Raw genomic sequence first — 25002 nt, 5'->3', positions numbered from 1 at the left:
ATGTAATAACAGATTTCTGCTATCTTGGATAGTGAATGCAATGCAGCCTATGACGGAGGAGGTATGTATGGGAATAGACTGGTATGATATGATCGCGCGAAGGAATGGCGGCTACAAAGGAAGAGCGGTGTGTACCGTCGTCGGCAGGTCGGCGGAAGAGGTGTTTGAGGAGCGGTTAGTGGAGATGCTGCCGCAGTTTCAATCGGTGCTGGATGCAGGCTGCGGGCATGGCGAGTTCACGCTCCGGATGTCCAGACATGCTAAGAACATCATTGGTTTTGACAACTCCGCGGAGATGATCCGAATCTCCCAATCCTTACTCGAAAGCAGCGGAATCGGTAATGTGGAATTTGTGTTTGCCACAACGAAGACCGAGTTGCCCTTTCAAGACGCTCAGTTTGATCTCATCTATGACCGCAGAGGGCCCACCTCGATCATCGAACATCCCAGGATATTAGCTTCAGGCGGTACCGTCATCGGCATACATAATGATGTGACTGCCGTTCGAAGGCGATTGTCGGAGAATGGCTACATGAATGTCGAGATTGAGGAGTATAATGAAGCGATTACTTACTTCCCGAATGCCCGCGAATTTGCATTGTTTCTGTCGGATGTGCCGGGTAATCCCGATTTCACCTTGCCGGAAATGAAGGGTGAACTCGAGGCCAAGATGCGGGAGAATCAGATCGACGGGCAGCTTGGAGTCCATGAACACAAATACATCTGGAAAGCCATGAAGAGGTGACGTCAAGTCGTTTATCATACCGAAAAAGGAGTGTTGCGTTATGGATCATGAGTTCAACCGGAAGTGGCTGGAGGACAAATTTGAAAACATCCGCAGCCGTACCTTAAAAGTGCTGGTGCAGTTAAACGATGAGCAAGTCAATTGGCGGCCCAACCATTCCAGTCTGAGCATTTCAACGTTGATCAGGCACATCGAAGGCAACATTCAAGAGCGGGTCATGAAAGGGATTCTGCACAAAGACATCACGCGAAACCGGGAGGAAGAGCTGACGCAGGTTTTTGTCAGCCGGGATGATCTGATTCAGATTGTAAAGAATCGGTTTCAGTTCCTGATCGATACGGTAAAATCCATGTCGAGTGAGGACTTTGAACAGGTTCAACAGGTACGCGGTAAAGAACGAAGCAATCTCGACATACTGCATCAATGCGCCACGCATTATTCGGAGCATATGGGTCAAATTTTTTATATCGCGAAGCAGTGTTTGGCGGTTCAATATAAAGCTACATCGATCTAATAAGCAAGTCCCCCTTAGCTGGGGTATCCAGCGATCAAGGGGGACTTTTATTTTACGGTTGACCAGGAGAAGGGACCTGGTGGGTCTCTTTTTTCTGCATCATGCTCGTCAGCGGCTCGGGCTCCCGATACGTGATCGATTCATTAACGCCGGCATCCAGCTGACCGTTATTGAACCGTATGCCGATAAGATGCGTGCCGGATGGCGCTGAAATGCCCAAAGAGCGTCCGCTGGTGGAGGTTCCGTTCAGGCCCTGATTGTTGCCCGGCGTGAAGACGGCCAGCAGTTGAGACGGTGAGAGACCTTTCCCATCAGTATTATAGTTGGTAAGGAACTGCTCCATGCTCAGGTCGTAACAGCAAGGCTGCTTCTTGATCCAGATCACCTTGGTTTCATTAGGACGGATGAGGGTGTCCGTGCTGTAGCGATCCTTCGTAATGGTCCAGCGGTTGGACTTAGATTTATCGAACGGAAGAGCAGGGTCGTAATAATAGTAGATTTGATACCCTTCCAGGTCGATTTCCCGATCCGAGGGGTTGTAAATCTCCACATAATTGTAATTCCCCTGCTCGTTCGAGTTAGCGACCACCTCGGTGATGTGCAGTGCGGTGGTTAAGGGCAGCTTGGGTACCGTTTCTTCGGTGGTTTTATCGGATCTTTGCAGGGTACCTTCCATCATGACGGGATAATGATCGCTAGGGTATTGGCCGACTTCATTGTAGTTGATAATCTCGCTGTGCAGGACATTCCAGCCCTGGCTGTGCAGAATCCAATCGATCCGGTTTCCACTGCCGCCGCCCGTAGGGTCCTTGTAATTATGAAAGGTTCCCAGGTCATCGTTGGTGCGTTTCTTGGCGGTGACATGTCCATCCGACATCCCGTTGCTTGTAAAAATTGAATACGTATCGCTTCCCGGACGGGTATTGAAGTCGCCGGTTATGACAACAGGGATATCCGAGGCAAAAGCCTTCATTTTGTCGACAATGAGTTCAGCGCTCTTCTGCCGGGAAACCTCGGATTGGTGATCCAGATGCGTGTTGACCATATAAAAGGTTTTGCCGTTCTGAAGATCCTGGAAGCGAACCCAGGTTGCCATCCGCGGAATCTGGTTCCCCCAGCTGGCGGAGCTGATCGTCTGCGGCGTATCGGACAGCCAGAAGTGAGACTGTTCCAATGGCTTCAGTCGTTCCGTATTATAAAAGATCGCCATATACTCGCCTAAGCTCCCGCCTTCACGTCCGACTCCAATCCGACCATATCCCGGCAGGTCATTCTCCAGATCGAGGATTTGCCGGTGAAGCCCTTCCTGCGTTCCGATGACGTCCGGTTTATGCTCCAGGATGAGATTCTTCGTGACAGGGCGGCGTTTCTCCCAAGGTTGACTGTCATTGGCGGCATAACGCAGGTTGAAGCTCATAACACGCAAAGGCCCAGGCGATGCTTCCGCGGTACTTCCCAGCTCGCCGGAAGGGGAGAGCGACGCCGTCGTCAGAAATGTTAGCATCATGAACAGGCTGGTGATTTTGGGGATTCTCATTAAAGTTCCTCCTTTGTCATGTGCAAGAATTGATTCCTTCTAAAGTGGACGTTAAGTAGATGTATCCTGTCCTCCCTTCCTGATTTGCCCATATCATATCTTATTTTTAGTTGGCTGCGTATTTACAATATTTTAGGTTTTTGCTTTCCTTTTGGGTAATCGTGGAGGAAATGGATGAGTGCATCAGGAATAATACCATTTAGGAATTGAGGTGATATGGTTTGAAGCCATTGAATTATAGCGCATTGATCTGCTCTTTGATTATCGGGATATCCATCGTAACGGCAAGTTTTATACTTCAGGGGACTGAGAGTTTAAAGTCGGTGCCAGCTGTAACGGATGAAGCCTATTCGATGCAAACGGAAAGCCCATTAATGACCCTTGAACAAACGGCCGAATTCTTGAACCTTACCGAGTCTCAGGTGAAAAGTATCATCTCATCCGAGAATGCGCTAAGAGCGCAGGGTGACTCCGAGGAGGTGTCGTTTCCTTATATTGTGGTGCAAAACGAAATCTACGTTAGCCAAATAGGGCTTATCTCGTGGCTTGAGGGGGCTACGCGGGAAAGAAGGATATATTGATCATGCGATTGTTACGATCTAAGGCCCTTAATCTCACGTGAAGATGGACAAAGCATGCACTCAACCAGAGGTTGAGTGCATGTTAGCTTACTCTACTTCCGCGTTATGTTTTTTCGTGAGGTTGTTGTGTATAGTAGAGGCATCTCATGGAAAGCGTGGTGTCTGGATTGATGAATCAGGCAAACGGCGTGATTGGTAACAATATTGGCAGGCTGCGAAAACAGCTCGGCATCACACAGGAGCTATTGGCTAACAGACTCGGTGTCAGCTATCAAGCCGTAAGTAAATGGGAGAATGGACAATCTTGCCCGGATATTTTACTGATTCCGATACTGGCAGATGTATTCGGGGTCACGATCGATGAGCTTTTTGGCAGGACTGTCCATAACATCGATTTACGAAAAGGACTCGTACTTGAGTATTTGTTCGACGGCGATGTGAGAGATACCAGCGGGGAGGGACATCATGGGCGACTAGAAGGCGGGAATTATGGCGAAGACCGCTTTGGCCGGAAGGGCGGGGCTTTAGTGTTGGATGGCGGAAGTCATTATGTCCGGATCGATCAACCGCCCATTCTTGTGAATGATGCTTTTTCAGTATCCGTATGGTGTTATTATGATGCACACAAGATCCTCCGCGGATGGCATAGCGCGATTGTCTCGCAAGATGGCCATCACCAGAACCGGGCGATGCAGCTTAGCACGAAGGATGAGTATATTACGTTCCATGGTTTCCTTAGAGAACCGGATCTATCGATGAACACCAAGATCGTGAAGGAGCACTGGTATCATGTGGTTATAACCTATGAGAAATCCCATTACCGAATGGTTGTCAATGGCCGTCTCGTTGCTGAGCGTACAGGCAGTTTTACACCCTATAATAAAGAACCGATGTATGTAGGTAGAAAATCAACCGATGAACCGTATTTCTTTTTCCAAGGGCGTATCGACGACCTGCGAATCTATAATCGTGCCATGCAGGACCGTGAGATCGAAGCCCTCTATCTTGAAGGTGGTTATAAGCCTGCCCCAATGCCGCATGTGGAGCCTGCGGAGGAGCCCATTCCGGTTCTTGAGGGATTGGACGACATCCGTATGGTCTTTACAAAAGATACCATTGATGCAGCGGCTGACTGGTATACCCGAAATTTAGGATTCAACATATTGATGCAGGAAGAAGGCTTCTATATGTTAACGTTGTACAACAGCCCGAATTTGATATTGGAATGCGTGAAAGCAAGGGAGCTGGAGTCTGGACAAGAGGCATCATTTATATTCAAAACCAATCGGGATATCGTAGAACTGAGCTCTACTTTATCTGCCGCTGGTGCGAGAATTGAGCAAATTCGGGACGAAGGCTTCGCATGGTTTCTGGATTTTAAAGATCCTTATGGACAAGCTTGGATCATTATGCGCGAGAAGGGGAGTCATTTGAGTTGAAGTTGTAACAACGTCGCGCGATTGCGCGTTATGTCCGTTAACGGTAGAATGATGTTAAGCAGTTGATATTTCATCCAAGAACCCTCCTCATGGTTAACGCCTAAGGTGGGTTTTGTTTATTTAAGACCATACCTGGAACTTCCCGGGAGGGCGCATCGAGCCTGGGGAAGCTATGTTCGAGGCGGCTATAAGAGAAGTGAAGGAAGAGACAGGATATGATGTGCATTTGACAGGCACTACAGGCGTGTATCCATTCATAGGCAGCTTGAATCACCCTGTGATCATGTTTCATTTTACCGGAGAAGTGGTGGGAGGCTCGCTTCAAATTGGTACAGGCGAGATTAAAGCTGCCCGCTGGGTCACGCTGCCTGATGTCTTGGCGGATAACGGCATGAAATTCCGGGATACCGAAGTCATGAGACAGATCGTTGAGAATCTCAAGAATGGCGTGCAGTACTCGCTTGCATTGTTTCATCCGTCTTTGCTTCTAACTTCGAGGTCATCGCATATTCATAATGCTTAGCGGATAATTTCGTATTATTTTTGGTTGTGGAACACAGTTCTTTCGTATGGGAAGGATACGATGATGTATCGAGGAGGTAAGGAAGTGGCCAGCATCCGTTTTCCCCTGGGTTCCTTTGAGCCGAAGGTGGAGCCGACATTGGAGGAGAGGCAGAGGTTTATACAACAGATACCTTCAATCGTACCGACGCTCCGGCAAATCATAATGAAATGCCCCCTTTCTCAGCTGCATATGCCTTATCGTGAGGAGGGCTGGAGCATTCAGCAAATCGTGCATCATCTGGCTGATAACGACATGAACGCATACTTGCGATTTAAACGTGCATTGACCGAGGAGGAGCCGATGGCAAACTCGTACCGAGAGGATTTATGGGCTGAACTGAGTGATTACACGGAGGTTCCCATTGAGAACTCGCTTACGCTTCTCGAAACACTTCATTTTCGTTTTCTTATACTGCTTAAGGACTTACGGCCCGAGGATTTCAAAAGAACCATGAGAACTCAACTGCTCGGCAGCATTACACTGGATATCGCGTTGCAGCGATTTGTGTGGCACAACCAGCATCATATCGCGCAGATAACATCCATATTGAACCGTGAAAACGCGAAGTTACATAAGGAGTGAGCCCAATTGAGCTGGAGATCCAAGTATGCTTATGGAGGCATTGTGTTCAATCAGAATCAAGAGGTCCTCAGGTGAAGTCCGCGCGGCCATTGGGGCGGCTATGTTTGGACCTTCGCCAAAGGCGGTGCTGAATTAAGCGATAGCTCCCCAGAAGAAACCGCAACCCGGGAAGTGTTAGAGGAGACAGGGTATAAATGCAGCATTATCGCAGCCATTCCGGGTGAATATGAATCGGATACATGCGTGACGAAATATTATTTGATGAGTCCGGAAGGTTGGAGTGCTCATTATGATGAGGAAACGCAGGAAATCAAGTGGGTTAGCGCGGAGCAGGCCTTTGAAATGATAGAAATGACATCAACCCCAAAAGGTAGACAACGCGATACAGATGCATTAATCAGTGCGATACATACGATGAGGGCATTGATCATAGAGAACAGATTCTAGTATTTCATTTTATTAGGAATCCAAAGGAGCTATCAAATCATGGGAATGTCAGATTACTATAAGGATCTAAGAGAAAAGATCGGAGACCAGTTAATATTCATGCCGTCCGTTGCGGGCATTATCCGTAATGATCAGGATTTTGTTTTATTTGGAAGAAAGCATCGCGAAGATGTATGGGGACTTGTGGCCGGTGCCATCGAGCTGGGAGAATCCCCGGCAGAGGCGATGGTTCGCGAAGCGAAGGAAGAGACTGGGCTAGATATCGTACTTGAACGAATCATTGGGGTATATGGTGGAAAAGAACGCCGATATACGTACAGCAACGGACATCAAGTGGAGTACCTCACGATTGTGTTTGATTGCCGCATCATTTCGGGTAAGTTGGATCGTGAGAATGACGAGTTTGCTGAACTCGTATTCTTTCCGGAGGATCAGCTGCCACCCACGGCTTTAAAATATCCGGAGCATATTTTCTTCAAAGCGAATGGAGAGCGGGCTCATTTCTGATAGAAAGCAGGTCCCCTATGACGTTAAAAGCGATAATCTTTGATTTGGATGAGACACTAACGGACAGAAGGTCGGCGATTGACTCGTTTATTGAGCGATTGATTGCCAGGTATTTCCCGGACTCCGATGAAGATGCTCAGTTTAGGATAGCCAAGCGATTTAAGGAAGCCGATCAGAACGGCTACCGGGATAAGCGTGAAGTGTATAAGATGCTGGTCGAGCATCTTCCGTGGGAGAATCCGCCTACGGTCGATGAATACCTGACATTTTTCAGGGAAGCTATCCCGCTTTGTATCCAGCCGATGGATCAGCTGTTTCCTGTACTTCGTCATTTGAAGTCTAAGGGGCTGAGGCTTGGCATCATTTCGAATGGAACCGTCCAAGTTCAAGAGGGGAAGATCCGTCAATTGGGTATACGCGAGTACTTCGATTCCATCGTGATTTCCGAAGAGGCTGGCGTCAAAAAACCGGATCCCAGGATCTATAGGAAGGCTTTAGATTTGTTAAACGTACGGCCATCAGAGACGTGGTTCGTCGGCGACCACCCGCATAACGATATCATCGGAGCAGCACAATGCGGAATCAAACCCATATGGTTTACGCGAGATGGAAATTGGAACTACTCTGAAGAAATAAAGCCATATCGGACGATACACAAGCTGGAAGAATTGATTCATATGTATGCCGAACACGATTGAGGGCTAGCAAAAAGGTAAAGTCCAGTGTCTTGGAGGTGCAGTTAATGAAGCGATTTAAAAGCGATAATGGACAAAAGCTCGTCTATGAATCCTATGACCGCCTGATGGCAGGATGGACGGTACCTTACGAGCAGCACCATATATCCACCTCGTACGGGATGACACACGTAATAACGGCAGGTTCATCGGATCTTCCCCCGCTGCTGTTATTGCATGGAACGGGCGATAACGTCGCCATGATGTGGATATATAATGTGGCGGAGTTATCCCGGAATTTCCATATCATCGCCGTGGATAATATCGGAGGTTCGGGAAAAAGCGAGCCGAATGACCGGTATGCGCAGGACTTTAATCAGGCAATATGGTTGGACGAGATTCTTGAGGCGATGAATGTTGACGCAACCTATATTGCCGGCGTATCCTATGGAGCTTATCTGGCCTACCACTACGCCATTGTCAGACCGGATCGGGTAAGAAAAATTGTATGCTTGGCTGGCGGCATTGCCGGAAGTCAATCTGAGCTGATGAACAAAATGATGCGGGCTTTTCTACCGGAAGCATTGTTTCCTTCAGAACGGAGTGTGCGTAAACTGCTTCGCAAGCTGTGCGGTACGAATGCAGATGCATTCGAAAACCATCCGGAGCTTATGCAGCACTGGTTCTACTTGCTGAAGTACTTTAACAATCGCTCCATGATGAAACACACTATCACAATCCATTCGTCTGCCGACATTCAGACTATACGCAGCAAGACATTGTTCGTTATAGGTGAGCAGGATCTGCTTAGTTATTATCCGAAGGCGGTTGCCAGACTGGAGGCGAATGGGATGCGGTACCGCCTCGTTCCGGGCGCGGGCCATGCGATCAATCATGAGATGCCGGGGCTCGTTCATGAAGAGATAATAGGCTTTTGCAGGGAAGCTTGAGGGGAGGGGGATGAACAATGAAGATAAAACGATTCATCTGGCTGTTTATTAGTGCGCTTCTCTGTCTGCTCGTGGTTCTATTCGGGAATGCGATGACACCTAAACTCGGCACGAGTTCGGGGAACGGCAATCCTGCCATTCTGCTGTTCATCCCTCTGAGCATACTTTTTCTTGTTCTGGTCAATCAATGGATTCGTGTCTTCAAAGATGTAAAGATGTCCCTTACCTCGTTAAGTTTGTTGATCTTTACCCTGGCTGGCTATATCATAGCGGGTTACATATATCAGCTCCGAAGACTCGAAATCTATAGACAAATTCAAGCGGAGGCATTCGAATCAGAATATGGTAAAGTCGATTGGGCTCATATCGAATCCATTACGTCCGGTATTTTATCGATACATATGAATAATCAATTTTTTAATGTAAACACGTACTTCATGATGATGGCCTTTTCGCTTCTACTGTGCTTTTTGTACAAGTTGATTGAAGGACTCATAAACAGAAGTCAAGGAACTTCTGCGGAGAATTAAATCAGTAATCTAGGTGGATAGGAGGAGCATGGTATGTCAACAAACGGGATTTACGATAAGCAGGCCGAAGCTTATGAGGCCATGATTAGCAAGCAGCCTGATTTAGCGGGAGTTATTTATGAAAAAAAACCATACGAGGGGCTGGATGTACTTGATTTGGGGGCAGGATCAGGGCGATTATCTATGCTGCTAGCCGGATACGTCAGATCTTTGATATGTACTGACATAGCGCAGCCGATGCTGGATATTTTGGATAGTAAATTATCTGAAGCCTATGATTTCCGTAATTGGACGACCGTAGTCGCTGATCATCGCAGCCTGCCGATTGATTCATCGAGTGTGGATCTGATCGTATCGGGCTGGAGCATTAGTTATCTGGCCGATTCGAGTCATGACGATTGGCGTGAGAATCTTGAACTTGTCATGACAGAGCTGCAGCGAGTATTGAGACCAGGCGGGACGATTGTGATTCTGGAAACGATGGGAACCGGAACGGAGACACCGAATCCTCCCGATTTTTTAACGGGTTATTACGAACAGTTGGAGCATCGATATGGGTTTAACCATCAGTGGATTCGAACGGATTATGTTTTTGAAACAGTTGAAGAAGCGCTGCATAACACGGGATTCTTTTTCGGAGAAGAGCTGACGGACAAGATTCAGGCGAACCAATGGTCAACCGTGCCGGAATGCGCGGGGATCTGGTGGAAGCATGTTAGCTATCATGGGTTGAACGGTTACGTACCGCTGAATCTGTGGTAGAATTGCGAAGGACAATAACCCATACACATTCTACTGGAGAAGCAGGGAACGTATGTTAGCCCTGCTTTTTTGATTTGAAGATGTTTGCTAATGGATCATAAGGAGAATAGAGAATGCCAACGATGATTACAAAGTCATTTGATGAAGAAATGCAGCGATGTCTAAGTGAAATTACATCGGCTTATCATGCAGGGGAACTGAGCACGGTGGACCTAGCGGAATTACCGGAGGAAATCTGCATCATTGAGGTGGAAGATGAGATGGTGGGGTACGGAGTCGTGTGGGAATACGATAACGGGAAGCAGCTCATCCAGAAGGCCGAACAAGATTATTTTAGCGCCGATGAGCGGTATTTGGAGAAGGACTTCTATATTGATATCAAGAATAAGAAGGATTTTATCTTTATCCAAGCTTTGGATGTACTCAAAGAATTCGAAAGCAAAGGATACGCGGCTTCCTTCGTGAACTGGCTCAAAGCAAAGTATCCTAACAAAAAAATGTATGTCTATACCCTGGAAAAATCACGGAATTTCTGGTTCAAGCAGAATTTCGAGATTCTAGGAAGTACGGCATGGATGACCTTTAATTAAGGTATTGTGCAGCATCAAAATTATACGAGGGAAGTTCATTGCGTTCTTGACCCGAAACGATAAGCCGTCAGTTGATCCAAAGTAGACATTCAAGATAACCGGCTGCAAATTTGCAGCCGGTTTATCTTGATTCGAGTCAAGCAGAGTTGAACGCCTGTTATTGATCCAGCACGTTTTCAAACTTGTTGAACCATTCTTTCCAGCCATATCTGGCCCCTTCGAGTCCATGAACATGGGAGAAGCCCGTTTGTTCGAGATGAAGGTTAACCTTGCCGTCGCCTAAATCTTGCAGCGTCCAGGTAACGATATGCCGCTCGTCTCCGGTAGCCCAAGAATAGGACAACCGATTGGGCGGTTCTACGATAAGTACTTCGCCGTCAACGATTCCATCCCAATATTCGGACGGCTCATGGCGAAACTGAAAACGATGTCCAACGATAGGCTTAAAATCATTTTCCGTGATCCACTTTGCTAACTTACTTGAATCGGTTAAGGCAGCCCAAGCCTTCTCGATTGATGTCGTGTACTGAAAATCCATGGATAAGATTAAACTCATTCTTCTTCCTCCTCGAACAGCTGGTTCAAGCGCAGCATATTTGTAGTCCAGTATTTGCTGTAGAAAGCCACCCAATCTTGAACTTCTCTAAGCGGATCGGGATTTAGCTTAAATCGCGTTTCTCTGCCTACTTTCCGGTCGAGCACCAGCCCGGCCTCTTTAAGGATGGTCAAATGCTTGGATACCGCTGTACGGCCCATTGAAAATTGTGCCTTTAATTCATGAAGCGGTTTCTCCTCTGCCTGTGATAACAGATGAATCAGTTGACGCCTAGTGGGATCTGCAATCGCGTCAAATACATCGCGGGACGGATTATTCTCAATCACGACAACCCTCCTAAAAGTCTAATTTTGTTGTTAGTCATCTAATGATGTGTGAAGGGACCGCCGTTAATTTCACCACCTCTGCTTCATGATTTTATAAGTGAAATTTTCAGATATACCTGGAAATGACGATCACTCGATTTGAGAGTTAGTGTTAATCTCTAATGTTCATTCTAAACTAATACCCAAAAAAGGCATCCTTTTTGATATTCCGCTTAGAAATCTGATTATTTTGCAAATGGGTGGAAATCGAATCTACCAATGACTTCGGACCCGCAATAAAGTATTTTCCATTGTTTTTATATAAGGTATTAAACGTATCGATTTCCTGATGCAAGTCATCTCTTGAATCAAGATAAGTCACAGTTAATGAAGCATGGTTAGCCATTTCATCTAGCTCATTCTTGAAGATATAAGACTTTTTGCCATCCAAATAGAGCAGCTTTCTTTGCTTCCCCTCATGATTCCCTTCTGCCTCTAATTGTTTAAGGATCGACCGAAATGGTGTGATTCCAATTCCGCCTGCGATCAGAAGCGAAGGACTGTTATCTTGCATATAAAAAGAACCAACAGGGCCGCTCATTTTAACTTTCATTCCCTGTTTTAATTCTAATAGAGCTTTTTTAAAATCACTGGGATCATCACTGATGCGCGTTGTTATTTTAACTATATTCTCTGTAGGAGCAGCTGCCAAGCTGAATGGTTTTGTAGGGTTTTTTATGGTCTTATGAGTAATGCTAAACAAACCATATTGCCCTGCCTTCCAGGTTAAATCTTTCTCTCTTTCAAATAGAAAAGAATAGACATCCTCTGATTCTTTGCGGCTTTCTATAAATGACAGTTCTCTCTTCTTGAATATGGAGAACATATCCTGAAAAAAACTCATTTTCCCATCTCCCTGTTATAACGTTATCGGTAATGCAATCACTATATCTTCAACCAAACTTCTAATTGGACACCATTTAGTGATACTTTGATTTTAGGCCACCATTTGGTGTCGTGTCAATGACATATTTAAACTCCATATGATCACGGTCCAGCCCATATTGCATTTTAACAAATGATTCGCTCCAGATGCGTTATATCCCGATATGGATCGGAAGATCGTTGTATAGTAAGCGCTTTACCCACGCTTCTATAATGGTAGCAAGCTGTAAAAGGCGCTTGTTGCTATAACGGCCTGAATGCAGCACAGATGCACGCAGAAGGAGGCAATCCACAAATGTTAGGAAGCAGCGATACGGCGGTGAACGTGGAGGTGAATGCCGAAACTCACATTCGCTTGGCGAATGGTCTGGTGGCCATTGAGGTGGATTTGGAAAAAGGCGATTACGCCTACGCAGGCAGCAGGGGATTCGCTCTGCAAGATGTACGAAGCGGCTTTCGATGGCAGGGCCGGGAATACCACACGGGGAATTATGACCGCCACTATATGATAGGCCAGCCGGAGAAGATTCAAGATTCGTTCGGAACAGGCATCCATGTCGTGATGAAGCATGAATCCGATCTGCTCCCAGGCCTGGAACAGCATTTTTACGTCTATGAGGGGGCTTCATCTTTTATCACACGGATCGTCATTGTCGGCCGAGAAGAATTGAAGGTAAACCGCATCGCGGTGGTGAAAACCGATAGCGTATCGAGCGGGAGCGAGACGGTTCCGGGAGAAGCGCTGCATGTGCTGCGCGTGCCTTATGACAATGACAAATGGGTGCGCTACCTGACGGAGACGGCCCCTCTGGAGACGGATAGTTACGAAGTGACGGCCTTGTTCCAGCCGGATAGCCGCAATGGATTGATTCTGGGATCGATCAGTCATGACGTGTGGAAGACCGGCATTCGCGTCAAAGGGGAAACCGCAGGCAAGCTGGATGAACTGGAACTGTACGCTGGCGCGGCCGACACCATGACCCGAGATTCCCAGCCGCATGGCTACGTAAGATCAACTCACGTCGAATCTCCGCTGGTTATGGTAGGGGATTACGACGATTATCGGACAGGACTCGAAGCGTATGGGGAAGCGAATGCGAAAGTAGCGCCTGCTCTGAACTGGGACGGCGGCGTCCCGATCGGCTGGAACAGCTGGTCGGCCGCCATGAGCGCGCTGGATTACGACCTCTATGTGGCGACGAGCGATTTTCTGAAGCGGGAGGTTCAGCCGCAGGGCTTTCATAACGAGGATACCCTGTACATGAATTTCGATGCGTTCTGGGATCGCCTGACGCCTGCCGAGATGGAGGATGCCTTGAAAAGAGTCCGCAAGAACGGGCACAAACCCGGTACATACTGGACGCCGTTTGCGTTCTGGGGAAGTCCGGCTGGGTTCGGGAACCCCGTGGAGGGTACTGATGGGAAGTATACCTATGGCGATATCCTGCTTCGCGACCAGGATGGCGAGATTTTGCCGGATGTTGACGGCGGACTTGCAATTGATCCTACGCATCCCGGGAACCTGGCGCGAATCGATTGGTTCATGGATAAATTCGTCTCCGAAGGATTTGAGTATATCAAGCTGGACTTCATGGCTCACGGGGCTCTGGAAGGCAAGCATTATAACCCGGATATTACGACGGGGATCGCTGCATATAATTACGGATTGTCGTATCTGACGGATAAACTCTCCCCGGAGCGGATCGGCAGACCGTTCTTCATCAACCTGTCGATTGCCCCGCTGTTCCCTTATGCCTATGCGCACAGCCGCAGAATTTCCTGCGATGTGTTCGGAACGATCCGGGATACGGAATATTTGCTGAACTCGCTGACGCACGGGTGGTGGATGAACGATACGCTGTACCGTTTTAACGATCCGGACCATGCCGTGATCTATAAAAGCTTCAACCAGGATTCGACGACCCGCCATGAAGGGCGAAGCCGTCTAACCGCGTCCGTGATCTCGGGAACGGTGCTGTTGCTGGGCGATGACTTCCGGCATGAGGAAGCGGCATGGCGCACCAAGAACTGGCTGGGAAATGAGGCGATCATCGAGATTGCGAGACTGGGCAGAACCTTTGTGCCCGTAGAGGGGAATCTCGGGAAACAGGCTGCGGATACGTTTGTGCTGAACCATCCGAGCGAAGCGGGAACGACGTATATTGCCGTATTTAACTTTGACGGGGCCGAGTCCGTGCAGAAGGCGGTTTCCTTGGAACGGTGCGGCCTCGAGGCGCACGCTTCCTACACGGTCCTGGATGTGTGGGAAGGCACTGTAGGTCAATCGGAGGGTACACTCACGGTCGAGCTGGCGCCAGCCGAATCGAAAATCCTGAAATTAAGCCGAAATCAATGAGTAGAAGGAGGAGAGGTTCAGTGCGTATTCATCCGTTCAAATTCTTCCAAAAATCATTCATGCTCTTCTTATCGATTCTGTTAGCGGGGACTGTGCTAGGCAGCTCCTTGGCTTCGGCAGAACCGCAGCAGCCGAGTCAAACGGCCGGAGGCATCCTTTCCTACGAGGCCGAGGCATCTCAGAACACGTTTACCGGCAATGCAGGAGCGGTCGATTGCGGCTTCTGTTCCGGCGGGCAAAAAGCCGGCAATCTATACGGCGGCTCCACGTTGACGTTCAACGGGATTCAGGCCGATAAGGCCGGTATCTACAATATGAACATGTTCTACATCTCCGGGGATTCCCGCGCGGCTTCGATCTCCGTAAACGGAGCGGAGAAGGAGAATTTCAGTTTTCCGAAAACGGCGGATTGGAACACGATCGGCACCTATCAGATTCAAATTTACTTGAATCAGGGCAGCAACACGATTCTGTTCGATGACGCAGGCGGCTACTCGCCTGATTTTGACAAGATTGAGCTGACCTTTGATTCAGCCGGCGAAAACGGATCAGGCCCGGATGGCAGCATTGGCGATTTAGGCAAGCAAAAGAAAGCCACCAGCTATGGCTCCATCACCTTAACCGAATATGCCAACGGCTTTAAGGTATCCAATCCGTCGTATGAGCTGCTGTACAACACCTCGACCGGATTGTCGCAATACAATTGGAACGGCCAACCGGTTGCCAAGGGGTTATACAGCGAGATCCAGCTCGACCGGATGGTTGCAAGTACAGATTATAAACATCATAAATTCTATAAAAATCAAGTGGTCCCATTCCAGGATGCCACCGGCAACGGCATCAAGGTGACGGTCGTGAATGAGGATGGGGGAATGCCATCGCTCAGCCAAATCTATTACGTCTATGAAGACGGGCCATATCTGCTTACGGAAACGGTCGCTTCCCATCATTCCGCAATTTCTACGGGGAACATCGCACCTATCGCGATGGAAGCGAGAGGCGGCATCGACATCGGCAGCTATGACGATAACCGGGTCCTCGTCGTTCCTTTCGACAATGATGCTTGGTCCAGATACCAAGCGAAGTCGATGAATACCGGCCTCAACAACGGTCTGTATGTCAGCTCGGAGCTGACGGCCATTTATGACAATACGAGCCGGAACGGCCTCGTTATCGGATCGGTAACCCATGACACGTGGAAAACCGGCATCTATTGGAGCGGCTCGAATGACAAATTGAACAAATTGCGCGTATATGGCGGATTTACGTCATCCACATCCACGTGGGACACGATTCCGCATGGAAAAGTAACCGGCAAGCAGATTGCTTCGCCGAAAATCATGGTCGGCTTTTTCGAGGATTACCGGACCGGGCTGGAAGAGTTTGGCCAGGTGAATGCAGCAATCCAGCCTCCGTTAGCCTTTGGCAAAGACATTCCTGAAGGCGTTCCGGTCGGCTGGAACAGCTGGGGAGCTTATGCCAGTGATTTAAGCTTTGACAAGGCGGTCTCGGTCTCCAATTATTTTAAAGACCATATTCAGGACCATTCCTTCAACAATGAAGGCCATATCTACATCAATCTCGATTCCTATTGGGATAACATGACGGATCAGCAGCTGACGGATCTGGTTCAGCTCATTCACAGCAATGGACAGAAGGCCGGCATCTATTATTCGCCGTTCGTGTACTGGGGCAACAATATGGAGCAGGAAGTCGAAGGGACGAGCGGCAAATATAAATACGGCGATATCGTGCTGCGCGATTGGGACGGCAACGTCCTGCCGACGCTGGACGGCGCTTATGCAGTGGATCCGACGCATCCGGGCGTGAAGCAGCGGATCGATTATTACATGAATAAGTTCAAGAGCAAGGGCTTTGAATATATCAAAATCGATTTTCTAAGCCATGGGGCAATGGAAGGCAAGCATTATGATGCCAACGTTCAAACCGGCATCCAGGCCTATAACCAAGGGATGGCATACGTGAATGAAGTGCTGGACGGCTCCATGTTCATCAGCGCTTCCATCGCGCCGCTGTTCCCAAGCCAATATGCGCACAGCCGCCGCATCTCCTGCGATATCGACGGCAGCATCGGCAGCACGGAATACCAGCTGAACAATCTCACGTACGGCTGGTGGCAGAACGGAACGATCTACCATTATACCGATCCGGACTATATGCACTTAACCAAGGGCGGATCGATCGAAGGTGCGCAGTCTCGTGTCAATGCGGCCGCGATCTCCGGCACGGTCTTCCTGAATTCGGATGACGTAACGGATGCGACGGCACGGCAGTACATGGAAACGCTGCTGACCAATCCGGAAGTGAACGGGCTGGCGATGAAGGGCAAGGCGTTCCGGCCGGTAGAAGGCAACACGGGCACGCAGGCAGCGAACGTATTCGTGCTAAACGATCAGGGAACCTACTATGTAGCCGTGTTTAACTATACGCAACATGCGGCCCAGCATACCGTGGATCTCGTTCGTGCCGGTATCGCTTCGGACGGGGCGGCGTCCTATACGGTGACGGATGTATGGAGCGGCCAATCTCAGACGGCATCGGGCTCTTCGCTGGATGTGACGCTAAAAGCGGCTGAATCCAAGCTCTATAAAATCGTCCCTAATCCATAATACGAAGTCATCGATTCATCATGTACATTTGTAAGTTCATCGCGGTTCCCGGCACCATCCGGGGATCGCGATTTCTTGCTTTTGCTGTATGGGTAGTGCTTGTCTCGATATTGGAAAATCAAATGAAGAGGAGAAAACAACATGTCAGATATGAAGCTTTGGTATACGAAACCGGCCCAGGACTGGTCGCAAGGGCTGCCGATCGGCAATGGCCGAATGGGGAATGTGGTGGTATCCACTCCTGACAGAGAAATATGGAATATCACCGAAAGCACCTATTGGTCCGGCCAGCCGGAGCCGGCTCAAGGGCGAAGCAATAGCAAAGCGGATTTGGAGCAGATGCGGAAGCACTTCTTCCAGGGCAATTATCGCGAAGGCGATCGACTGGCCAAGAAGCACCTGGAGCCGGAAAAATTGAATTTTGGCACCAATCTGGGACTATGTCAAGTCGTTCTGGAGTTTGATCATCACGTGAAGCTATCCGAAGGCGGGCGACAAAATGCAGCAGCTGAGCCGCTGTTCCATCGGGAACTGGATCTGGAGGAGGCGGTGGCGCGTTCTTTTTGCGAGATCGATGGAGCGGAGATGACGCGAGAGGTCTTTGCTTCCCATGCCGATCAGGTCATCGCTGCGCGGATCCGCAGCAGCCAGGGCTCGTCAGGTGTGTCATTCCGCATTTCGATTCGAGGCGAGAACGGTCCTTTTCATGCTGTTGTTACTGGGAAGGACACGATCGAATTCCAGGGACAGGCGCTGGAAGGCATACATAGCAATGGGGAGTGCGGGGTGTCCTGCCATGGCCAGCTTCGGGTCGTAACGGAAGGCGGGCAGGTGAGCTGCACGGATGACACCATAAACGTGGCCGGAGCGGATGAGGCGGCGATTTATTTTGCGGTGAATACGGATTACCGTCAAGAAGATGAGGGCTGGCGTGAGAAAAGCGCGTTGCAGCTGGAGCAGGCTGTGCTGCTGGGATATGATGCGCTGAGAGCCAAGCATCTGGCGGATTATCAGCCGCTGTATGCCCGTGTAAGCTTAGATCTGGGAAGCTCCGAGCATTCCAGTCTGCCTACGGACGAGCGGATCGGCAGGTTTAAGCAGGGCAACTGGGACGATCCGGCGTTGTTTGCGTTGTTTTATCAATACGGCCGGTACTTGACCATTAGCGGGTCACGACATGACTCCATCCTGCCCATGCATTTGCAAGGCATATGGAATGACGGCGAAGCCAACAAAATGGCCTGGAGCTGTGACTATCACCTGGATGTGAACACCCAGATGAACTATTTCCCCACAGAGGCCGCGAATCTGAGCGAGAGCCATGAGCCGCTCATGCGGTATATCCAGCAGCTGTCGGTGGCCGGACGCTCGGCTGCGCAGCATTATTACGATGCCGAAGGCTGGGTGGCCCATGTATTCTCCAATGCCTGGGGATTTGTGTCGCCGGGGTGGGGAACTTCCTGGGGGCTGAACGTGACGGGCGGACTATGGATCGCGACGCATATGATGGAGCATTACGCGTATAACCGCGATCAGGCTTTTCTGGAGGAGCTGGCTTATCCCGTCCTGAAGGAGGCCGCAGCCTTTTTCATGGATTACATGACGGTGCATCCGAAGTATGGCTGGCTGGTGACGGGTCCGTCGAATTCGCCGGAGAACAGCTTTTATACCGGCCATCCGGAGGATGGGCATCAGCAGCTGTCCATGGGCCCGACCATGGATCAGGTCCTGGTTCGGGATCTGCTGGCGTTCTGTGTGAAGGCAGCACAGGCACTGGGCGTGGATGAGGAGCTTCAGCAGAAGTGGCAGACGGCGCTGGATCAATTGCCTCCGCTGATGATCGGCAAGAAGGGGCAGCTGCAGGAATGGCTGGAGGACTATGAGGAGGCGCAGCCGGAGCATCGCCATCTATCGCATCTATATGCCCTGTATCCCGGCAGCCAAATCACGCCGCATCATACGCCGGAACTCGCTGCGGCAGCCAGAGTGACATTGGAGAACCGGAACAGCCGGGCCGACCTGGAGGATATCGAATTTACCGCAGCGCTGTTCGGGCTCTTCTATGCCCGATTGCATGACGGGGACCAGGCCGTGCAGAATATCGCCCACCTGATCGGGGAGCTGTGCTTCGACAACATGCTCACTTACTCCAAACCCGGCGTGGCAGGAGCCGAGGCGAACATCTTTGTCATCGACGGCAACTTCGGCGGCACCGCCGCCATTGCGGAAATGCTGCTGCAGAGCCACGAAGGCGAGATACATCTCCTGCCTGCACTGCCGACGATGTGGCCAACAGGCAGCGTGACAGGGCTGAAGGCGAAAGGGAATATTGAGGTGGATATGAGCTGGGAAGAAGGGAAGCTTGTAGAGGCAAGGGTGAAGGGGAATGAGAGTGGGAGTGTGCTGGTGTTTTATGGGGGGATGTCAATATAACTATAACTCTCAAGGGAGGAATGTTGTATGTGTTGGATATGGGAAATTAGAGTAGGGGGAGCTAATTGAGAAGGCTTTCTTTGGGCTTAATGAGAGAGGCTAGTGAAGTTGACTGTTGTTAAAAATTGAAATATGAATGAGATAATCGAATTAATACTATGAAGATATCCTAAAACGAATGGTGCTTTAGGATATCTTCTCTTTTTTCGATAATAAATCATTCGACGACCTTAAACGACAGCAATCGACAATAGTCTTAGGGTACTATATATAATAGGTCTTAAGATTTAAAATATTCCAAAAGATTAACTTCTTTCTATTATATCAGTGACATATTAGGTGAGGGACGAATATGAGTGCAATAAAATTTATTTCAAAAAATGAGAATAAAAATCTTGTATTGTTTGTTCATGGGTTTACAGGTAGCAATGAAACGTGGATTAATGAACACGGGCAGGAATTTCCTAAAATGCTTTTAGAAGATAGTCAAATAGCAGAAAATTATGATTTTGCTTATATTACCTACTATACGACGTTAATTGACATGTATGGTGCAAAGGTAAAAACAAATTTATTTAAGCGACTCTTTAACATTGAAACTGAAATCGCTAGGAAAAACTTGGGGATTACCCAGTTGGGGGAATTCATTCAATCTGTGATTCAGTTCAATTGTGAATCCTATGAGAATATAATCATTATTGCACATAGCATGGGAGGACTAGTTACTAAATCATTTATTTTAAATGAAGTTAACAAAGAAGTGCCGTCTAATAAAGTGAAATTATTTCTTTCTCTAGCAGTACCTCATAACGGTACTGAATGGGCAAAATTAGGTGAAAAATTATTTAACAATGCGCAGGCGATTGATCTAAAACCTCTAAGTCCAGTTCTTACACAAATTAATCAGAATTGGATACATTGCAAGTCATTGCCCAAAACGGTGTGTTTTTATGGACAATATGATGAAATAGTTGACGAAGGTAGCGCTGTAATTTACCAAGCAGAGAAGCCTGAAAAAATACCATGTGACGATAACCATAATACTATTATTCGTCCATCAGATAAAAGTAGGCATGTTTTTGTAGCCATTCAATCGATTCTTCAAAAGTTTGCACAGGAGGTTTATTTAAAAGAACCTTTTCAAGTTCGGCCTTTTATTGATCAAGGGCAATTGGATGACGAAATATTTGTTCTGAGACTTTTGATAGCAGATGTACATAATATCCATATAAATAGTGCTAAACAAACATTCTTTAATGCGGAATATATGCGAAAAGTCTTGGTCAATCAAGGTGAACATGCAATAGCAACTCTAGGAGATTTGTATTCAAGAATTGAAACGTTTTATTCTATTGCATTTGGGAAGCTAATGAGCGGCGATTTAAACGATAGTAATCATTTGGTTACATATGTCCACGAACAAGTTAGTAAAGAATCAGATTTCTTAAAAAGTGCTATTCCTTTGCTTGGTGGTTTTCAGAAAATAGGAATGCTGCATCAGTTAATGAATATGATGGAAAAAGATTTGTGGTGGGCTCAACAGCAAAACTTTCAAACAATAGAACAATTTAGAAAGGCCAGAAGAAAATGAATAAACTTCCTTTTATTATTCCAGAGAATGAATCGAATGTAAGATTTGCAAGATTGTTGATCCTTATTGAATCATTAGGGGTTGGAAAGAGGGGGAAATTACTATTAAGCATAGAAAAACTTTCGACATATGATTACTTGGTGAGGAACCCAGTTTTATTGCAGAAACTTCTTAACACTGAAGGCCAAGGTAAGTTGATGGACTTAGAGGAAAAAGAAGTTGATTCTATTGAGTCACTTTTTCCCAATAGAGCTTCCTTATACGATTATAACACTATTAAAAAATTTACATACTCTTTGATTTATAATGGATATGTTTCCGTTGAGCATAATAAAGAAGGGCATATTTTTTATTATGTTACTGAACCTGGAAGAGAGTTTGTTGACAAATTAGAGTCGGCATATCTTCACCGAATTAAAGATCTTTGCAAGGTGCTTGTTCCATTACAAAAATACTCTGCCTCACAATTACAAAGAACTTTAAAATCTATTAATTATGGAGTGGTATCATAAGATGAAAAAAAATAAATCTCCCCGATTAATATTAAACAAACTTATACTTGTAGGTAGGGATAAAAACTATGTTGTTCCTTTTTCTATGGGATTAAATATTATTTATGGGGATTCAGATACCGGTAAATCTAGTATTCTTAATATAATTGATTACCTTCTTGGAGCAAGTGAAGTTTTCCTATATGATGAAATTGAAATTCATGGAAAATATGGGCTGTTGGAACTGAAGTTAAATGATAAGATATACACGATTAAAAGGGATATTTTTAATCCTAAGTCTTATATAGAGGTTTACCATTCAAGCATCGATCAAATGGAAGGTGTTTTTCCGAAGGAATATGGTTCAAGCTTTGCAAAGGAAGGTCCAGCGGGTTTCTTCTCAGATTTTATGTTGGAAGCGCTGAACATTTCATTGGTCAAACTAAAACAAGCCCCCACTAAGGCAGATTCAAAGATGTCCTCATTAAGTTTTAGGGATATTCTTAAATTTTGTATCCTAGACCAGGATGATGTGGGTAATAAGGATATATTAGACCAAAAAAATCCGGCTGTTTTTGTGAAAAATAAAGAAACTTTTAAATTTCTACATAATCTTCTGGATAGTCAAATCACTGAGTTACAAGAGGATATTGCAGAGAAGACTCGAATTAAAAATGAAATAACTCAACAATTTACTATTGTTTCGTCTTTTTTAAGAGATGCCCGTTTGGAAACCTCTGAGTTCCTTGAGGGAAAATCACAGAAATTGTCTGAAGAATTGAAAGTACTAGATAATGAGATTTTACAGTTAACATACAGTATGAAATCAAACTCGGACCACGATAACGAACTTAGAGAGATTATTGTATCTAAACAGAGTCATCTCGATAGTCTATCATTAAGTAAGATGTATAAAGAAACACAACTTGATCAGAATTTACGTTTAAAGCGTGATTATCAACAGGATATTGATAAATTGTCGGCTTCGGTTGAAGTCATAAAGAAGCGACCTAATCATGAAGAACATTTAGTTCACTGTCCTGTTTGTGACAATGAGCTTAAGGCCTCTAAATTTAATGAACTTTTTAGTCAATATGATTCCAGTTCTATTGAATTGGAAATTAAGAGTTTGAAAAATCGATTTAAAGAAGTTTCGTTTTTAATCGAAAGAGATAGAGAAAGTATTTTGGATATAATTGAGGAGATAAACTCAATTAGTGCTGAAATAATAAAAGCGAAGGATATGTTGGATTTAAAAACTAGTGAGTTTGTTTCTCCATTTATGTCACAGCGTGATTTGCTAAATACTAGAAGAGGTGAAATAAACGAGGAAATAAAACGAACTGACTATTTGATTAAGCTTCGGAAGCAGTTAAATGAATTAGCTAATAGAACGGATGTATTAACTGAACAAATCTCACAACTAAATACTAGAATGACTGCCCTAATTGAAGGTGCTCCTTCTGTTGAAGGTGTTTTGGGGAGCATCTCTGATTTATTAAACGAATTCTTAACTTTTATTCCAATACGTAATCCATATGGGATTGGAATTAGTGATAGAACATTCTTGCCAGTTGTTAGAGATAGAGATTATTCAAAATTAACTTCTGGAGGCTTAAGAACCCTTGTATCAGTTGGCTATATAATTAGCTTGTTAAAAAATAGTTTGACCTCTGATACTAACTATCCTAGCCTTGTTATGATCGATACTGTGGGTAAATATATTGGAAAAACAAAAGCTAAGTATTTGGAAAATACTAATCAATCAGAAGATAAGTTAGAAGGCGTTAACGATCCTGAAAAATATAAAAACATTTATAGTTATTTGAGTTCTTTGAGCGATGAATACTCTGAGAGCTACGACTTCCAGGTGATTATAGTAGATAATGATTTGCCAGAGACCATGGAGTCTCATTTGAATAAATATATTATAAAAAAGTTTAGTGTGGACAAAAGAGAGGGCTTTGAAATTGGTTTTATTAATAATGCTACGCGTAGAATTTAGGAAATGGGGTATAGCAGCTTTATTGAGAACTCTCGTTGAGGAATTTAGAAAAATTATCTAAATTAACAAATATGATTTCTAACTTGCTCATGATGTAACTCGATTTATTTGCAGTTATCTATTTAACTCATTTGTTAAATTCCCAGCAGTTCACATTTGAATTGGTTACTTTGCGGATGAGACCTTGGATACCGAATAGACTTGAAAACAAACCCAACATTTTATCAGTTGGATTTAGCTTATTGTATACTTTAAACTCATTAATCTAACGAAATCTTCACACTTAAAATTACAAATTGCTAATATAATCACGCCCCTACCCTCCCAGGTAAGGGCTCTCTTCATTTCCCAACAAAACTCTAACTCTTTATCGCCCCCATCATAATTCCCTTCACAAAATACCTTTGCACAAAAGGATACACCATAATGATTGGCAGCGTAGCGACCATGGTTACCGCCATCCGGATGCTTTCGCTGGAAACCGGGATCCGCTTGGAGCCCTGCGCCAGCTGCTGGGCGTCGGACATCATGCCGGCGGTCTGGAACTGGTTGAGGATTTTGACCAGGACGGCCTGCAGGGTCTTGAGCTCCGGCTTGTAGGTATACACATAGGAGTCATACCAGGAGTTCCAATGGCCGATGGCCAGGAACAGGCCGATCGTGGCGAGCACCGGCACGCACAGCGGCATGATGATGCGGAAGAACGTCTGCAGGTCGTTGGCGCCGTCGATTTTGGAGGATTCCTCGATCTCGCCGGGGATCTGCTCCATGAAGGTGCGCACCAGAATCATCAGGAACACGCCGATTAAGCCGGGGAAGATATAGACCCAGAAGGAGTCGATCAGTCCGAGGGATTTGATGATCATATATGTCGGGATCAGCCCGCCGCCGAAATACATCGTGAACACAAAGAAGAAGGAGAAATATTTCCATCCAAGCAGATTGCGCTTGCTAAGCGGATAGGCGAGCAGCGTGATGAAGAAGATGGATGCTGCGGTCCCGACGACGGTACGAAGCACGGTAATCTTAATGGCGCTCCAGATTTCCGGATTTCGGAAGATGGTCAGGTAGCTCTCGATGGTTGGCACGCGCGGCCAGAAGTAAAGGTTGCCCCGCATCGTATCGGTCGCATCGTTCAATGAGATGACCAGGATGTTCCAGAACGGATAGAAGGTCACGAGAAAGATGCCGGTCAGGAACAGGTATAAAGAGGCATCGAAGATACGCTCGGGCACGGTTTTTTTGCTTAACATGGATGTACCTCCTT

General features: G+C 46.6%; 23 protein-coding genes and 1 pseudogene. 19 read left to right on the top strand and 5 right to left on the bottom strand.

Translation table 11 applies throughout. The features are described from left to right. Positions 1-67: 67 nt before the first annotated feature. Both M4D81_RS10050 and M4D81_RS10045 read left to right on the top strand, forming a co-directional pair. Entirely contained in the window at positions 68-745 is a 678-nt protein-coding gene (locus tag M4D81_RS10050; protein WP_260066007.1) for a class I SAM-dependent methyltransferase, read from the top strand. A gap of 40 nt (positions 746-785) precedes the next feature. Then, positions 786-1259, top strand: coding sequence for a DinB family protein (locus tag M4D81_RS10045; protein ID WP_071219879.1), 474 nt, complete (start codon positions 786-788; stop codon positions 1257-1259). Positions 1260-1311: 52 nt separating this feature from the next. Here M4D81_RS10045 and M4D81_RS10040 read toward each other — a convergent pair whose 3' ends face one another. Beyond that, entirely contained in the window at positions 1312-2796 is a 1485-nt protein-coding gene (locus M4D81_RS10040) for an endonuclease/exonuclease/phosphatase family protein (protein ID WP_260066006.1), read from the bottom strand. A 221-nt stretch (positions 2797-3017) separates the two neighbouring features. On the opposite strand from M4D81_RS10040, the gene M4D81_RS10035 reads away from it, so the two are divergent. The 11 genes and pseudogenes from M4D81_RS10035 to M4D81_RS09990 all read left to right on the top strand — a co-directional run bounded on the left by M4D81_RS10035 (position 3018) and on the right by M4D81_RS09990 (position 10423). Further along, positions 3018-3377, top strand: coding sequence for a hypothetical protein (locus M4D81_RS10035; RefSeq protein ID WP_071219881.1), 360 nt, complete (start codon positions 3018-3020; stop codon positions 3375-3377). A 146-nt stretch (positions 3378-3523) separates the two neighbouring features. Beyond that, positions 3524-4816: a LamG-like jellyroll fold domain-containing protein gene (locus tag M4D81_RS10030; RefSeq protein ID WP_260066004.1), complete on the top strand. Its 1293-nt coding sequence runs from the start codon at positions 3524-3526 to the stop codon at positions 4814-4816. Between the two features lie 172 nt (positions 4817-4988). Next, complete coding sequence (locus M4D81_RS10025; RefSeq protein WP_260066003.1) at positions 4989-5339, top strand: NUDIX domain-containing protein; 351 nt, start codon at positions 4989-4991, stop codon at positions 5337-5339. Between the two features lie 84 nt (positions 5340-5423). Further along, positions 5424-5963: a YfiT family bacillithiol transferase gene (locus M4D81_RS10020; RefSeq protein WP_260066002.1), complete on the top strand. Its 540-nt coding sequence runs from the start codon at positions 5424-5426 to the stop codon at positions 5961-5963. A 96-nt stretch (positions 5964-6059) separates the two neighbouring features. Continuing rightward, positions 6060-6410: pseudogene (locus M4D81_RS34785) on the top strand (NUDIX domain-containing protein); the annotation flags it as partial. Between the two features lie 39 nt (positions 6411-6449). Continuing rightward, on the top strand, positions 6450-6917 hold the full coding sequence (locus M4D81_RS10015) for an NUDIX domain-containing protein (RefSeq protein WP_260066001.1): 468 nt from the start codon (positions 6450-6452) through the stop codon (positions 6915-6917). Between the two features lie 17 nt (positions 6918-6934). Then, entirely contained in the window at positions 6935-7615 is a 681-nt protein-coding gene (locus tag M4D81_RS10010) for an HAD family hydrolase (RefSeq protein WP_260066000.1), read from the top strand. Positions 7616-7659: 44 nt separating this feature from the next. Then, a complete protein-coding gene (locus M4D81_RS10005; protein ID WP_260065999.1) occupies positions 7660-8541 on the top strand; it encodes an alpha/beta fold hydrolase in 882 nt (293 codons plus the stop codon). A 17-nt stretch (positions 8542-8558) separates the two neighbouring features. Then, complete coding sequence (locus M4D81_RS10000; protein ID WP_260065998.1) at positions 8559-9071, top strand: hypothetical protein; 513 nt, start codon at positions 8559-8561, stop codon at positions 9069-9071. A gap of 33 nt (positions 9072-9104) precedes the next feature. Further along, on the top strand, positions 9105-9833 hold the full coding sequence (locus tag M4D81_RS09995; protein WP_260065997.1) for a class I SAM-dependent methyltransferase: 729 nt from the start codon (positions 9105-9107) through the stop codon (positions 9831-9833). A 113-nt stretch (positions 9834-9946) separates the two neighbouring features. After that, entirely contained in the window at positions 9947-10423 is a 477-nt protein-coding gene (locus M4D81_RS09990) for a GNAT family protein (protein ID WP_260065996.1), read from the top strand. Positions 10424-10580: 157 nt separating this feature from the next. Here the strand turns inward: M4D81_RS09990 and M4D81_RS09985 are convergent, their stop codons facing one another. From M4D81_RS09985 to M4D81_RS09975, 3 genes are all read right to left on the bottom strand, one after another. After that, positions 10581-10979 carry an SRPBCC family protein gene (locus M4D81_RS09985; RefSeq protein WP_260065995.1) on the bottom strand — a complete coding sequence of 133 codons (399 nt, stop codon included), beginning with the start codon at positions 10977-10979 and terminating at the stop codon, positions 10581-10583. After that, positions 10976-11305, bottom strand: a complete 330-nt coding sequence (locus tag M4D81_RS09980; RefSeq protein WP_194543732.1) for an ArsR/SmtB family transcription factor — start codon at positions 11303-11305, stop codon at positions 10976-10978. Before M4D81_RS09980 ends, M4D81_RS09985 begins: the two co-directional genes overlap by 4 nt. 175 nt (positions 11306-11480) lie before the next feature. After that, positions 11481-12188, bottom strand: a complete 708-nt coding sequence (locus tag M4D81_RS09975) for an FAD-dependent oxidoreductase (protein WP_260065993.1) — start codon at positions 12186-12188, stop codon at positions 11481-11483. A gap of 336 nt (positions 12189-12524) precedes the next feature. On the opposite strand from M4D81_RS09975, the gene M4D81_RS09970 reads away from it, so the two are divergent. The 6 genes from M4D81_RS09970 to M4D81_RS09945 all read left to right on the top strand — a co-directional run bounded on the left by M4D81_RS09970 (position 12525) and on the right by M4D81_RS09945 (position 23735). Then, entirely contained in the window at positions 12525-14585 is a 2061-nt protein-coding gene (locus M4D81_RS09970; RefSeq protein WP_260065991.1) for an alpha-galactosidase, read from the top strand. A 20-nt stretch (positions 14586-14605) separates the two neighbouring features. Further along, positions 14606-17215 (top strand): carbohydrate-binding protein, encoded by a 2610-nt coding sequence (locus M4D81_RS09965; RefSeq protein ID WP_260065990.1) that lies wholly within the window; start codon positions 14606-14608, stop codon positions 17213-17215. Between the two features lie 141 nt (positions 17216-17356). Then, entirely contained in the window at positions 17357-19648 is a 2292-nt protein-coding gene (locus M4D81_RS09960) for a glycoside hydrolase family 95 protein (RefSeq protein ID WP_260065988.1), read from the top strand. A 352-nt stretch (positions 19649-20000) separates the two neighbouring features. Continuing rightward, the gene (locus M4D81_RS09955) at positions 20001-21239 is read left to right on the top strand and encodes an ABC-three component system protein (protein WP_260065987.1); all 1239 of its coding nucleotides are present in this window, start codon (positions 20001-20003) and stop codon (positions 21237-21239) included. Then, positions 21236-21751, top strand: coding sequence for an ABC-three component system middle component 4 (locus M4D81_RS09950; protein ID WP_260065985.1), 516 nt, complete (start codon positions 21236-21238; stop codon positions 21749-21751). Before M4D81_RS09955 ends, M4D81_RS09950 begins: the two co-directional genes overlap by 4 nt. A gap of 1 nt (position 21752) precedes the next feature. Beyond that, positions 21753-23735: an AAA family ATPase gene (locus M4D81_RS09945; protein ID WP_260065983.1), complete on the top strand. Its 1983-nt coding sequence runs from the start codon at positions 21753-21755 to the stop codon at positions 23733-23735. Positions 23736-24094: 359 nt separating this feature from the next. Here the strand turns inward: M4D81_RS09945 and M4D81_RS09940 are convergent, their stop codons facing one another. After that, a complete protein-coding gene (locus tag M4D81_RS09940; protein WP_096776841.1) occupies positions 24095-24988 on the bottom strand; it encodes a carbohydrate ABC transporter permease in 894 nt (297 codons plus the stop codon). Positions 24989-25002 lie beyond the last annotated feature (14 nt).

Source organism: Paenibacillus sp. p3-SID867 (assembly GCF_025142895.1).
Lineage (GTDB): Bacteria > Bacillota > Bacilli > Paenibacillales > Paenibacillaceae > Paenibacillus_AQ.
Note: the sequence above shows the minus strand (reverse complement) of the source record. Positions and strands in the feature narration are given on the sequence as shown.

What these genes read in the sequence shown, in the direction of transcription:
- M4D81_RS10005 (WP_260065999.1), top strand. Translation starts at nt 7,660, where the DNA reads ATGAAGCGATTTAAAAGCGATAATGGACAAAAGCTCGTCTATGAATCC.
- M4D81_RS09990 (WP_260065996.1), top strand. Translation starts at nt 9,947, where the DNA reads ATGCCAACGATGATTACAAAGTCATTTGATGAAGAAATGCAGCGATGT.
- M4D81_RS09995 (WP_260065997.1), top strand. Translation starts at nt 9,105, where the DNA reads ATGTCAACAAACGGGATTTACGATAAGCAGGCCGAAGCTTATGAGGCC.
- M4D81_RS09945 (WP_260065983.1), top strand. Translation starts at nt 21,753, where the DNA reads ATGAAAAAAAATAAATCTCCCCGATTAATATTAAACAAACTTATACTT.
- M4D81_RS10045 (WP_071219879.1), top strand. Translation starts at nt 786, where the DNA reads ATGGATCATGAGTTCAACCGGAAGTGGCTGGAGGACAAATTTGAAAAC.
- M4D81_RS10040 (WP_260066006.1), bottom strand. Translation starts at nt 2,796, where the DNA reads ATGAGAATCCCCAAAATCACCAGCCTGTTCATGATGCTAACATTTCTG.
- M4D81_RS10025 (WP_260066003.1), top strand. Translation starts at nt 4,989, where the DNA reads ATGTTCGAGGCGGCTATAAGAGAAGTGAAGGAAGAGACAGGATATGAT.
- M4D81_RS09970 (WP_260065991.1), top strand. Translation starts at nt 12,525, where the DNA reads ATGTTAGGAAGCAGCGATACGGCGGTGAACGTGGAGGTGAATGCCGAA.
- M4D81_RS10010 (WP_260066000.1), top strand. Translation starts at nt 6,935, where the DNA reads ATGACGTTAAAAGCGATAATCTTTGATTTGGATGAGACACTAACGGAC.
- M4D81_RS10050 (WP_260066007.1), top strand. Translation starts at nt 68, where the DNA reads ATGGGAATAGACTGGTATGATATGATCGCGCGAAGGAATGGCGGCTAC.
- M4D81_RS09955 (WP_260065987.1), top strand. Translation starts at nt 20,001, where the DNA reads ATGAGTGCAATAAAATTTATTTCAAAAAATGAGAATAAAAATCTTGTA.
- M4D81_RS10000 (WP_260065998.1), top strand. Translation starts at nt 8,559, where the DNA reads ATGAAGATAAAACGATTCATCTGGCTGTTTATTAGTGCGCTTCTCTGT.
- M4D81_RS09940 (WP_096776841.1), bottom strand. Translation starts at nt 24,988, where the DNA reads ATGTTAAGCAAAAAAACCGTGCCCGAGCGTATCTTCGATGCCTCTTTA.
- M4D81_RS09960 (WP_260065988.1), top strand. Translation starts at nt 17,357, where the DNA reads ATGTCAGATATGAAGCTTTGGTATACGAAACCGGCCCAGGACTGGTCG.
- M4D81_RS09985 (WP_260065995.1), bottom strand. Translation starts at nt 10,979, where the DNA reads ATGAGTTTAATCTTATCCATGGATTTTCAGTACACGACATCAATCGAG.
- M4D81_RS09950 (WP_260065985.1), top strand. Translation starts at nt 21,236, where the DNA reads ATGAATAAACTTCCTTTTATTATTCCAGAGAATGAATCGAATGTAAGA.
- M4D81_RS10015 (WP_260066001.1), top strand. Translation starts at nt 6,450, where the DNA reads ATGGGAATGTCAGATTACTATAAGGATCTAAGAGAAAAGATCGGAGAC.
- M4D81_RS09975 (WP_260065993.1), bottom strand. Translation starts at nt 12,188, where the DNA reads ATGAGTTTTTTTCAGGATATGTTCTCCATATTCAAGAAGAGAGAACTG.
- M4D81_RS10030 (WP_260066004.1), top strand. Translation starts at nt 3,524, where the DNA reads ATGGAAAGCGTGGTGTCTGGATTGATGAATCAGGCAAACGGCGTGATT.